Origin of the sequence: Enterocloster bolteae (assembly GCF_002234575.2) — a bacterium.
In the GTDB taxonomy this organism is placed as follows: Bacteria; Bacillota; Clostridia; order Lachnospirales; family Lachnospiraceae; genus Enterocloster; species Enterocloster bolteae.
This window is the reverse complement of sequence record NZ_CP022464.2, coordinates 6401709-6413489: the sequence shown is the minus strand read 5'-3', so window position 1 is coordinate 6413489 and position 11781 is coordinate 6401709. Positions and strand designations below refer to the sequence as shown.

The window sequence follows — 11781 nt, the reverse complement described above, 5'->3', positions numbered from 1 at the left end:
CGTCACCAACCGTCACCCTTTAGAAGATTACCCGCCGAAGAAAGGAAGATGATGAATTATGCCCTATGCAATCCTGCGTTTCCAGAAACGCAAAGCGGGCGGCGTTGCGGCTTGCGAACGCCACAACGAGCGGAAGAAAGAAGCCTACAAAAGTAATCCAGATATCGACATGGAACGCTCTAAAAATAACTATCACCTTGTAAAACCGCCACGCTACACCTACAAGAAAGAGATTAACCACATGGTAGCCGAAGCGGGGTGCAGGACGAGGAAAGACAGCGTAATGATGGTGGAAACGCTCATCACGGCTTCACCAGAATTTATGAACAGCCTGCCGCCAGAGGAACAGAAAGCGTATTTTACGATGGCTCTGGACTTCATTTCGGAGCGTGTCGGGGAGAAAAATATCCTCTCCGCAGTCGTACACATGGACGAGAAAACGCCGCATATGCACCTCTGCTTTGTGCCGATTACGCCAGACAACAAGCTGTCAGCGAAGTCTATTTTAGGCAACCAGAAATCATTATCCGAGTGGCAGACCGCCTACCATGAGCGGATGTCCTCACGGTGGAATCAGCTTGAACGGGGTCAGTCCTCAATGGAAACAAAGCGGAAACACATCCCCACATGGCTCTATAAACTAGGCGGCAGGCTTGATAAACAGTATGCGGAAATCGTGTCTGCCCTCTCCGACATCAATGCTTTTAATGCAGGAAAGAAAAGAGATAAAGCATTAGATTTACTTTCCGCATGGCTGCCAGACGTGGAGAAATTCTCTAAAGAAATCGGGAAACAGCAGACGTATATCGACAGTTTGAAAGAGAGAATCGGGCAGGAATCGGACTATGCGGGGCGTATGCGTGATGAAAAGTACGAGCAGGAACTAAAGGTACAGAAAGCAAATCAGAAGATATTTGAGTTGCAGAGAACCAACGAGCAGATGGGGCGGCTGCTGTCAAAGATACCGCCCGAAGTGTTGGAAGAATTACAGAGAACAGGCAGAAACAAATCAAGAGAAAGGTAAAAAGTGAATGAAGAAACAGGATTTTAAGGTGTTAAAGACCAAAGATTTGTACCCGTTTCCCGACAATCCGTTTCATGTGGCAGAGGATGAAACGCTGTCAGAGTTAGCGGAAAGCATCAAGGAATTTGGCATTGTCACGCCGATAATCACACGCCCAAAAGAGGACGGGAACGGCTATGAAGTAATTGCAGGACAGCGGCGTGTCCGTGCGTCTGAACTTGCAGGGATAAACACAATCCCCGCTTTTGTCCTGCCCTTAGACCGTGACCGAGCCATCATTACCCTTGTAGACAGTAATTTACAGCGTGAAAATATCCTGCCATCGGAGCGGGCGTTTGCCTACAAGATGAAATCCGAAGCCATGAAGCGGCAGGGATTCCGCACGGACTTAACCTCGTCACAAGTTGTGACGAAGTTGCGGACGGACGACAAGGTGGCACAGGGCTTCGGCGTGGGCAGGATGACCGTGCAGCGTTTTATCCGCTTGACGGAACTGATACCGCCGATTTTGCAGATGGTGGATGAGGGGAGAATCGCCCTCACGCCTGCGGTGGAACTGTCCTTTTTGAAGAAAGACGAGCAGGAAAAACTCTTTGCCACAATGGAGAGCGAAGAAGCAACGCCCTCACTCTCACAGGCACAGCGTATGAAAAGCCTAAGCCAGAGCGGGCGGCTTGATATGGATACGATATTTGCGATTATGACGGAGGAAAAGGGAAACCAGAAAGAAACCGTGAAAATCGGTATGGAGAAGTTAAAGAAATATTTCCCGAAAGGCACAACGCCGAAGCAGATGGCGGACACCATCATCAAACTGTTAGAGCGTGAGTTGCAGAGGAAACGCAACCGTGACAGCCGCTAATCTTCTTTTTTCGGGAAGTAAATACAGAGAGTTGAGGTAGAGAGAATGAAAGAAATCCAGTATGAAATCGTAAAGGAAATCGCAGTATTGTCTACGGGCGACAGTGGCTACACAAAGGAAATCAATCTCATTTCATGGAATGGGAAAGAGCCGAAGTATGACATCCGCAGCTTTTCCCCGAACCGTGAGAAGTGCGGAAAAGGTATCACATTGAACGCTGCTGAAGCGGCGGCACTCCTTAAAGCATTACAGAAAGAATTAAACAGCGGGGATTGATGGTATCTGATTGACAGGGCGGGGCATTTCCAGACGTTCTCCTGCCCTGTCTGGAAAGGAAGATTTAAGTATGGGCGAGGATAAGAAAGCAGATAAAAAGAGTAAGCGTATCGTGCCGAAAGCACCAGTGCAGATGATAATCAGCCGTGAATATGTCGGCACACAGACAGTCACAGAAGCATTTATCCCGATTATCTCCGAGGATATTCGGAAGAAGATTGCCGAGGGCGACACCTTCGACAATGAGGGGCTGTCCGCTTAGAATGTACGCAATGGGACATGAAAACAGATAGGACAGATACGGAGGTTTTACAGTATGGCAGGAATAAGAACGGAGAATAAGGTTTACGAAGTCGGCATGTACTGCCGCTTGTCAAAGGACGATGGCACGGATAACGAGAGTGCGAGCATTGCGACACAGAAATCCATCCTTACGGATTATGTAAAAAAGCAGGGATGGCACTTAGCAAAAACGTATGTGGACGACGGTTACTCTGGCACAAATTTCCAAAGACCAAGTTTCCAGAACATGATTAAGGACATTGAAAGCGGGGTGATAAACTGCGTTATCACGAAAGATTTATCACGTCTGGGGAGGAATTACCTTGACTGCGGACTGTATCTGGAAGTCTTTTTCCCAGAGCATAACGTGAGGTATATAGCGGTCAATGACGGTGTGGACACGCTCAATAAATCAGCGATGGACATCACGCCTTTCCGCAACATCCTAAACGAGATGTATGCCGCCGACATATCAGTCAAGATAAAATCAGCGTTCCGTGCAAGATTTCAGCAGGGGAAATATATGGCTACTTCCGCACCATACGGTTATATCAAAGACCCTGCAGACCATAATCATCTGCTAATAGATGACAAGGTTGCCCATATAGTAAGGGAGATATTTGACCTTGCCTTACAAGGATACGGAATCCCTAAAATCCGCAAGCACATCAATAAACAGCATATCCTACGTCCTGCCGCTTATGCGGCGGAGCGAGGGGAAACGGGTTTTGAACGCTACTTTGAAGATAACGAGGAAAACCGCTATATATGGGGCGAAAATAGTATAAGGAACATTCTGAGAAGTCCGATATATGCGGGAAACCTTGCAGGCTACAAACGGATTTCCCCCAGCATGAAAAGCAGGAAACGCCTTTCTAAGCTGCCCGAAGAATGGGAAGTGATACCCGATACTCATGAGGGGATAGTCACGCAGGAGGAATTTGATACTGTCCAACGGCTTATGACGAGCCGCAGGCGGGAAGAAAATGCGGGAGGATTTAAAAATATTTTTGCAGGCATAATTAAGTGTGCCGATTGCGGTTATGCTTTGCGGGCAACGAGCGTACACAGGAGGAAACGTCCCGATATTATCGACTGTGTACAGTATTCCTGCAATAATTATGCCAGAAATGGAAATGGCGTGTGTACTGCACACAACATAGAAGCAAGGGATTTGTTCAACGCCGTGCTTGCCGACATCAATCGATTTGCAGATATGGCAGTCAATGATGAAAAGGCGGTAAGAGCCATAGAAAAGCGGCTCACGGAAACAGACCACAGCAGGGCAAAGGCACTGGAAAAGGAGCAAAGAAAGCTGAACAAACGCCTTGCGGAACTGGACAGATTGTTTTCTTCTCTTTACGAAGATAAGGTAATGGAGCGGATTACCGAGCGGAATTTTGAGATGATGTCGGGGAAATACCAGAAAGAGCAGCTTGAAATCGAAGCACGGTTAAAGGAAGTGTCAGAAACACTTACAGAAAGCTATGAAAAGTCACAGGGTGTCCGTGACTTCCTCTCCTTAATCCGCAACTATCAAGGAATTAAGGAATTGGACGCAACTATTATAAACGCACTCATAGACAAGATAATTGTTTCGGAACGTGAAACGATTGCGGATGGAACGGTGCGGCAGGAAATCAAGATTTATTATAAATTCATCGGCTTTGTCGGTGAATTACATATCATACCCACAAAGCGGTGGGCGGCGTTAAAGCCTAAAAATTGTACAGTATGCGGCATTGAATACGTTCCTAACTCTGGAATATCGAAGTATTGCCCAGAGTGCAGGGAAAGGATAAGAAAGGTTAGAGGGACAGAAGCGAAAATTAGGAGCAGGGAGCGAAACAGACAGGCATGTATTGAACTGTCCGCAAAAAATGACCGACTGACCTCGCCCAGCGCAAAGGCCGTATCGAGCGCCAGGGCAACCAGAATCCCCTTGTCCATGTGTACCGCTATGTGACCGAAAGAACCTTTGACGCCTATCTGTGGCAGACAGTGGAGAAGAAGCAGAAATTCATCTCCCAGATTATGACTTCTAAATCGCCGGTGCGCTCCTGCGATGATGTGGATGAAACCGCCCTCAGTTTTGCCGAGATCAAGGCTCTGTGCGCCGGAGACCCCCGTATCAAAGAGCGTATGGATCTGGATGTGGAGGTATCCCGCCTGAAGCTGATGAAAGCCGACCACCAGAGTAAGCAGTACCGCTTGGAGGATCAGCTGCTCAAATACTTCCCGGAGGAGATTGAAAAGCACAAGGGCTTTATCAAGGGCTTTGAATCTGACCTGGAGGTTTTGGCAGCTCACCCGCACCCGGAGGACGGCTTTGCCGGTATGGAGATCCGGGGAGACCTGCTGACCGATAAGGAGAACGCCGGTGCTGCCCTTTTGGACGCCTGCAAGGAGGTTAAAACCTCCGATCCGGTGCAGATCGGCAGCTATCGGGGTTATGCCATGTCCGTGGAATTTTCCGCTTGGAAACAGGAATATACGCTCCTGCTGAAAGGACAGATGACCCACCGGGCAACCCTTGGTACAGACCCTCGCGGAAATCTTACCCGTATCGACAATGCCCTCGCCCAGATGCCCCAGCGTCTGGAGGCGGCAAAGGCACAGCTGGATAACCTCTGTCAGCAGCAGGCTGCTGCAAAGGAGGAAGTCGGAAAGCCATTCCTTTATGAAGAAGAACTGAGAAGCAAAAACGCCCGTCTGGTGGAGCTGGATACCCTGCTCAACATCGACGGAAAGGGACAGGGACAGGCACACACTGAGTCCGCTGTTGCCAAAAGCACACGGCCTTCGGTGCTGGATCATCTGAAACGCCCGGTGCCGCCCCGTAGTACAGACAAGAAACCAAAACAGCATGAGGAGGTGCGATAACATGAATACCAACGATCTGAATACGGCCCTTTATGAAAAGATGGCCGCTGAGCAGGACAAATACAGGGACTGGCTGAAAAGCCAGCCCCCGGAAGAAATCCTGCACCACACCTATGAGTACACCATCCGTGAGGACATCGTGATGGCGATGGAGGAACTGGAGCTGACCGATGCCCAGGCAGAGGCACTTTTGGAATCTCCCTCGCCGCTGGCGGATGTGTACCGCTATTTTGATAAGCTGGAGACCGGCTATATGGATGTGATCCGAGACAGCATTGAAAGTCGAGCCAATGAGGTATGCAGAGAACCAGAAGAACTTAATCCCATGGTAGTTTATCTTCATTCTGCTTCATACGCGACTAAGCATGGAGAAACAGACGCATACTGGCTTTCTGACCAGGCGAATTTTTCCTGCAAAGTTGCCATTGAGCAGGCGATCAGTGCCCATTATAGGGATAACAGGCTGGATACTGCTTCTGCGGTGCAAGAGATTTTGGAGGAATTTGGAGCAGAGCGGCTGAACTTTATTCTCGCCAATACCATTCAGCATAAGGATGCAGATGGGCGGATTTCTCGTGATAACAAAGCATGGGCAAAGACCATTCCAATGCCGGAGGATAGTGCCACTTCCCAGCAATGTGCCGATCTGATAGTGGATCGAGTCAATCCGGGACTGGTGGATCTGTTTACAAGACAGGCTCGAAAGACCGTTCAGGAGAAAGAAAAAGGCTCTGTCCTGCAAAAGCTCAAACAGGAGCTGCCTGTCCATAAGCCTGCCGCCCCGAAGAAACGGGAGCCGGAGAGATGACTATGGCAAAGCGTAAGCGGGATATGCAATTAAACTTTAGAGTTTCAGCGGATGAGCTTGCTGTGATTGAGCAAAAAATGTCTCAGTTTGGAACCTCAAACCGTGAAGCCTATCTAAGAAAAATGGCACTGGATGGATATGTGGTTAAGCTGGATCTGCCAGAACTGAAGGAGTTGGTTTCCCTGATGCGCCGAAGCAGCAACAACTTAAACCAGCTGACCCGCAAAGTGCATGAGACTGGGCGGGTTTATGATGCTGACTTGGAGGATATATCCCAACGGCAGGAACAGTTATGGGAGGGCGTAAAGGAAATCCTTACTCAGCTTTCTAAACTTTCATAACAGGGATAGATACTCCATTTGCGGAGGGAGGAACGGCATTACTTCGCTGCTCCTCTCTCCGCTTCTTCTTTTTATCGGTATCCTTGTCTTTTGCCTGCCCATGCCGGATAATATGAGTAGAAAAGATACCGAGAACGCAAGGAGGAAATGATATGAAGATTTTGAAAGGGCTTTTGATGATTATAACTGCACCGATCATTTTGCTTCTGACACTTTTTGTCTGGCTCTGCACGGGGCTGATCTACATATCTGGTCTGGTGCTTGGCCTGTTCAGCACGGTGATTGCTCTGCTTGGCGTGGCTGTGCTTATTACCTATTCCCCGCAGAATGGTGTGATTCTGCTGGTCATGGCATTTTTGATTAGTCCGATGGGGCTGCCGCTGGTTGCGATCTGGCTGCTGGGCAAGGTGCAGAGTTTGAAATTTGCGATTCAGGAGTTAGTTTATGGATAAAAAATACGCAAAACCATAAAAATGCCAGACACCGTCTGTTATATTTGGGAAAAGGAATTTTATATCCGCGACTTTACTTTTGAGCTAATATTGCGTATAATATTAGTGCGAAAGGAAGTGATATGATGGGACAATTTGAACAGCTGGATCAGATGCTAACAGCACAAGAAGGAATGCTACGAACATCACAGGTCGTATCTTCTGGAATTTCAAAGCCGGTATTTTATGATTATGTGCGTTCACGAGATTTGGATAGAGTCGCACATGGGATTTATCTGTCCAAAGATTCCTGGGTGGATGCCATGTATCTGCTTCATTTGCGATTTGAACAGGCAGTATTTTCACATGAAACAGCGTTATTTTTTCACGATCTGACAGATCGTGAACCAATAGAATATACAGTTACAGTCAAAACTGGATGCAATCCAAGCAAAATGAAAGCAGAAGGCATTCAAGTTTTTACGATTAAAGCAGACTTACATGATGTAGGACTTACGACAGCGAAAACTCCATTCGGGCATACTGTGCCGGTTTATGATATGGAGCGAACGATCTGTGATTTGCTCAGAAGCCGCAGCAGAATTGAAATTCAGACCTTTCAGGGGGCACTGAAAGCGTATGCCCGTAGAAAAGATAAGAACCTGCGAACTTTAATGCAATATGCTGGGATGTTCAAGGTGGAAAAAATTTTACGACAGTATTTGGAGGTACTTTTATGATAAAAACAGCAAGGCAGCTTAAAGATTTAATACGAAACCTTTCCAGAGAAAAATCCGCTGATGCTCAGATTTTAATGAGGAACTACATGATGGAGCGTTTTTTGGAGCGTATTTCTCTTTCTGAGTATCATGATAAGTTTATCTTGAAGGGCGGTATGTTGGTAGCGGCTATGGTTGGATTAGATGCCCGCTCTACGATGGATTTGGATGCAACCATAAAAGGAGCCAATGTCAATGTGGAGGATATTGAGAATCTAATTTCATCAATCATAACTGTTCCGATTGATGATGGTGTTAAATTTCAGCTGAAAAGTATTTCGGAGATTATGGATGAAGCAGAGTATCCGGGGATTCGTGTCAGTATGAGTACAACATTCGATGGCGTAGTGACCCCTTTGAAAATTGATATTTCCACAGGAGATGCAATTACTCCAAGAGAGGTCCAGTATTCATTCAAACTTATGCTGGAAGATCGCTCCATTGATATTTGGGCTTATAATTTAGAAACTGTGCTGGCAGAAAAACTGGAAACCATTATTACCAGAACCACAACCAATACTCGTATGAGAGATTTCTACGATATTTTCATTTTAGAACAGCTGCATGGAACCACGCTGAACCCGAAAATTTTACATGATGCGCTTCTGGCAACTGCTCATAAACGGGGATCGGAGAAGTATCTTAACCAAGCTGAAGAAGTTTTTGACGAAGTGGAAAATGATTCGGTTATGCAAAAACTTTGGGAGGCATACCGTAAAAAGTTTTCTTATGCTTCTGATCTGGAATGGGATGTGATTATGAAAGCAATTCGCAGGTTATATGATCTTTGCGAGAAAGGCATCGGCTTATGAAAAAGTATGGACACTATTGTAAAGTTTGTGGCGAATACAAAGCCAACGAAAAATTTTCAGGCAAAGGTCATGCATCCCACATTTGTAAATCCTGTGCTTCGCTACCAGCAGAAAAGCAGGCTGAACTGATGACACTGAATCGTCTTTTTAATCTTCCATGGAGGCTATCGAAAGAGCAGTTGTCCTGGCTGAAAAATCGACTAAAGGATAGGCGGCCTGATGTCCGTGAACTGGCGCAAGAGCAATATGAAATGAGATTTCCACCAAGACACTTAGAAGATGATGATTTCAATTTTTTCGATGAAGAAAGTTTTATAGAATAGTGAAAGCGGTCTGCTACGGCAGGCCGTTTTCTTTTCGGAAAGGAGATCTGACCTATGGCAACCACAAGAATCATGCCGCTTCATGTCGGCAAGGGCCGCACAGAAAGCCGGGCGATCAGTGACATTATCGACTATGTGGCCAATCCAAAGAAAACAGATAACGGCAGGCTCATTACCGGCTATGCTTGTGACAGCCGGACAGCGGATGCGGAGTTCCTTCTGGCAAAGCGGCTGTATATTACTGCTACCGGACGAGTGCGCGGTGCGGATGATGTGATCGCCTATCATGTGCGCCAGTCCTTCCGCCCCGGAGAGATCACTCCGGAAGAAGCAAACCAGCTGGGCGTAGAATTTGCCAAGCGCTTTACCAAGGGTAATCATGCCTTTGTGGTCTGCACTCACATAGACAAGTCGCACATTCATAATCACATTATCTGGTCATCGGTCAGCTTAGAATATGACCGGAAATTCCGAAACTTTTGGGGCAGCACCAAGGCGGTCCGTCAGTTGAGCGACACCATCTGCATTGAAAACGGACTGTCTATTGTAGAGAACCCGAAACCTCACGGAAAGAGCTATAACAAATGGCTGGGCGATCAGGCAAAGCCCTCTCACCGAGAGCTGCTTCGTGTGGCGATTGACAATGCATTATCACAAAGTCCTGCTGACTTTGAGGAGCTGCTGAGGCTGCTGCAAGAGTCCGGCTGTGAGGTATCAAAGCGCGGAAAATCATATCGCCTGAAGCTCCCCGGTTGGGAGAAAGCCGCCCGAATGGACAGCCTGGGCGAAGGATATGGATTGGAAGATTTGCAGGCAGTTCTCTCTGGGAAGAAAACGCATACCCCACGAAAGAAAACGGTCACACAGGCAGAGCCGCCGAAGGTCAATCTGCTGGTGGACATTCAGGCAAAATTGCAGGCCGGAAAAGGTGCTGGCTATGCTCGATGGGCTAAAGTTTTCAATCTGAAGCAAATGGCACAGACCATGAATTACCTGTCGGAGAACAATCTGTTGGAGTATGCGGTTTTGGAAGAAAAGGCTGCGGCTGCCACGGCACATCACAATGAGCTTTCGGCACAGATCAAAGCAGCTGAAAAGCGCATGGCAGAGATTGCTGTTCTGCGTACTCACATCGTAAATTATGCCAAGACCCGTGAGGTCTATGTGGCATACCGCAAGGCGGGCTACTCTAAGAAATTCCGGGAAGAACATGAGGAAGAAATTCTGCTCCACCAGGCTGCCAAGAATGCCTTTGATGAAATGGGAGTCAAGAAGCTGCCTAAGGTCAAAGAGTTGCAGACGGAGTATGCGAAATTGCTGGAAGAAAAGAAAAAGACCTATGCCGAGTACCGGCGTTCCCGTGAGGAAATGCGGGAGCTTTTAACGGCAAAGGCCAATGTGGATCGGGTGCTGAAAATGGAGGTAGAACAGGATGTTGAAAAAGAAAAAGACCACGGCCAGCGATAAGCTGGTCCTGGTCAAAAGCGTTCGCAGAACGCGCAGCCACAGAATGAAATTCTGTGTTCAAAGGGGCTTGGGGGCACTGCCCTCAACAAGCAGTTTGTGGCGAAATGGATAGCCACAAGCATTGCTTGCCACAATATGCTGCGCATAAAATAAAAAAACTAATGATGGGACGCTTACTGCCTCCTATCATTAGTTTTCTGTGTTTAAGCGATTTATAAAACCAATCAGCATAATCAGATCGTCATCTGACATCTTTCTCATTCCGTCCAAAGCCTTCTTGATAAGCTGAGGGTTATTCTCCTGTGCATCAAAAAATTGAAGCGGCGTGATTTCAAAATACTCACAGATGTTGAGAAACTGCTTCATAGACGGCATAGAACGCCCGGAAGAAATTGCCTGAATATAGCTTCTGTTCTGCCCTAACTCCATGCTCATCTGATATTCTGAAACGCCTTTTTTCAATCGTAATTCTGTGATTCGATTGCGGATAAATTCTTCGTCCATACGCTCACCTCTCTGCTCTTTTAGCATAGCAGAAAGCAATTCTTGATACTTCGTATGTGTTGTGTTATAATTTTGTAATATAACCTTTATACGCATTATTATTTGCGTTATTTTTGCTTTATATGCGTAATCAAGGCAGTTATCAAGGGTGATTTGTATGAATCAGTATGCCTGTGCCATTACCGGCCACAGACCAACAAGATTTTGCTTTGGATATAATGAGGAAGATCCTCTATGCCAAAAGCTGAAAGAATGTCTCCTGGAGCAGTTTCGCATACTCCATGACGAGAAATTTGTCCGTACTTTTTTTGTCGGCGGTGCTCTTGGTGTGGATATGTGGGCTGGAGAACAGCTGCTAACATTGAGAGCACAAACAGGATACGAGGATATTAAAATTATCGTTGTAATTCCCTTCATCGGCTATGACTCTAAATGGCCGGATCAGAGTAGGCATAGATTGAAAAAGCTGATCCAAAACGCAAACGATTCGATTGTTATTTCACATTCTGCGGATGTTTCCAGTTATAAAAAAAGAAATTATTATATGGTCGATCATGCAGAGTACATCATCGGTGTGTTTGATAATCAGAAAAAGCTGCGCTCAGGCACAGCACAGACAGTCAATTATGCCTTACGAAACGGAAAAGCAATCACTCTGATCCATCCAGATACTATGGAAATAACAACCCCTACGACTTAACAAATTCACAAAAATTTTTCATTGGCATTTCCAACAAAATATTTTCATTGAAGGAGTGCTGTGATATAATAAAATATAAAACTATGCTCAGAACAAATGGTGCCGCTATGAACAAATATATTGAACAGCAATTTGCTGCTTTAAGATACGAAAAAAATATTTTGGTTGTTGAAGAAACTACATCTGCTGGTGGATGCGGCTCCTTCAACGCGGCTTCTTCATGTCCTGCGTCAGCCTGTCTTTATGACAGTGCGGCGTGGGGCTTTTTTATTGCCTGAAAGGAGTATGA

General features: G+C 46.5%; 16 protein-coding genes. 15 read left to right on the top strand and 1 reads right to left on the bottom strand.

What is annotated here, in order from left to right; genetic code table 11:
* The first annotated feature begins 58 nt into the window (after positions 1-58).
* The 13 genes from mobV to CGC65_RS29790 all read left to right on the top strand — a co-directional run bounded on the left by mobV (position 59) and on the right by CGC65_RS29790 (position 10288).
* Positions 59-1024 (top strand): MobV family relaxase, encoded by a 966-nt coding sequence (gene mobV / locus CGC65_RS29850; protein WP_002569195.1) that lies wholly within the window; start codon positions 59-61, stop codon positions 1022-1024.
* 7 nt (positions 1025-1031) lie between these two features.
* Positions 1032-1886: a ParB/RepB/Spo0J family partition protein gene (locus CGC65_RS29845; protein ID WP_002569194.1), complete on the top strand. Its 855-nt coding sequence runs from the start codon at positions 1032-1034 to the stop codon at positions 1884-1886.
* Between the two features lie 45 nt (positions 1887-1931).
* Positions 1932-2162, top strand: coding sequence for a YdbC family protein (locus CGC65_RS29840; protein ID WP_002569193.1), 231 nt, complete (start codon positions 1932-1934; stop codon positions 2160-2162).
* 70 nt (positions 2163-2232) lie between these two features.
* Positions 2233-2424, top strand: coding sequence for a hypothetical protein (locus CGC65_RS29835; protein ID WP_002569192.1), 192 nt, complete (start codon positions 2233-2235; stop codon positions 2422-2424).
* 54 nt (positions 2425-2478) lie between these two features.
* Positions 2479-4410, top strand: coding sequence for a recombinase family protein (locus tag CGC65_RS29830; RefSeq protein ID WP_007037456.1), 1932 nt, complete (start codon positions 2479-2481; stop codon positions 4408-4410).
* Complete coding sequence (locus CGC65_RS29825) at positions 4407-5327, top strand: hypothetical protein (protein ID WP_002569161.1); 921 nt, start codon at positions 4407-4409, stop codon at positions 5325-5327. Before CGC65_RS29830 ends, CGC65_RS29825 begins: the two co-directional genes overlap by 4 nt.
* 1 nt (position 5328) lies before the next feature.
* A complete protein-coding gene (locus CGC65_RS29820) occupies positions 5329-6135 on the top strand; it encodes a DUF3848 domain-containing protein (protein WP_002569160.1) in 807 nt (268 codons plus the stop codon).
* On the top strand, positions 6132-6476 hold the full coding sequence (locus CGC65_RS29815; protein ID WP_002569159.1) for a plasmid mobilization protein: 345 nt from the start codon (positions 6132-6134) through the stop codon (positions 6474-6476). The genes CGC65_RS29820 and CGC65_RS29815 overlap by 4 nt, the downstream gene beginning before the upstream one ends.
* 152 nt (positions 6477-6628) lie before the next feature.
* Entirely contained in the window at positions 6629-6928 is a 300-nt protein-coding gene (locus tag CGC65_RS29810; protein ID WP_002569158.1) for a CD1845 family protein, read from the top strand.
* A gap of 125 nt (positions 6929-7053) precedes the next feature.
* Positions 7054-7647: a type IV toxin-antitoxin system AbiEi family antitoxin domain-containing protein gene (locus CGC65_RS29805; protein ID WP_430472385.1), complete on the top strand. Its 594-nt coding sequence runs from the start codon at positions 7054-7056 to the stop codon at positions 7645-7647.
* Positions 7644-8498, top strand: a complete 855-nt coding sequence (locus tag CGC65_RS29800) for a nucleotidyl transferase AbiEii/AbiGii toxin family protein (RefSeq protein ID WP_002569156.1) — start codon at positions 7644-7646, stop codon at positions 8496-8498. Before CGC65_RS29805 ends, CGC65_RS29800 begins: the two co-directional genes overlap by 4 nt.
* The gene (locus CGC65_RS29795) at positions 8495-8821 is read left to right on the top strand and encodes a hypothetical protein (RefSeq protein WP_007037459.1); all 327 of its coding nucleotides are present in this window, start codon (positions 8495-8497) and stop codon (positions 8819-8821) included. Before CGC65_RS29800 ends, CGC65_RS29795 begins: the two co-directional genes overlap by 4 nt.
* A gap of 54 nt (positions 8822-8875) precedes the next feature.
* Complete coding sequence (locus CGC65_RS29790) at positions 8876-10288, top strand: relaxase/mobilization nuclease domain-containing protein (RefSeq protein ID WP_002569155.1); 1413 nt, start codon at positions 8876-8878, stop codon at positions 10286-10288.
* 189 nt (positions 10289-10477) lie between these two features.
* Here the strand turns inward: CGC65_RS29790 and CGC65_RS29785 are convergent, their stop codons facing one another.
* Positions 10478-10792, bottom strand: coding sequence for a helix-turn-helix domain-containing protein (locus tag CGC65_RS29785; protein ID WP_002569154.1), 315 nt, complete (start codon positions 10790-10792; stop codon positions 10478-10480).
* A gap of 157 nt (positions 10793-10949) precedes the next feature.
* Here CGC65_RS29785 and CGC65_RS29780 point away from each other — a divergent pair, with 157 nt between their 5' ends.
* Both CGC65_RS29780 and CGC65_RS31490 read left to right on the top strand, forming a co-directional pair.
* Entirely contained in the window at positions 10950-11492 is a 543-nt protein-coding gene (locus CGC65_RS29780; protein WP_002569153.1) for an SLOG family protein, read from the top strand.
* Positions 11493-11599: 107 nt separating this feature from the next.
* The gene (locus CGC65_RS31490) at positions 11600-11770 is read left to right on the top strand and encodes a hypothetical protein (protein ID WP_007037462.1); all 171 of its coding nucleotides are present in this window, start codon (positions 11600-11602) and stop codon (positions 11768-11770) included.
* The last annotated feature ends 11 nt before the right edge of the window (positions 11771-11781 follow it).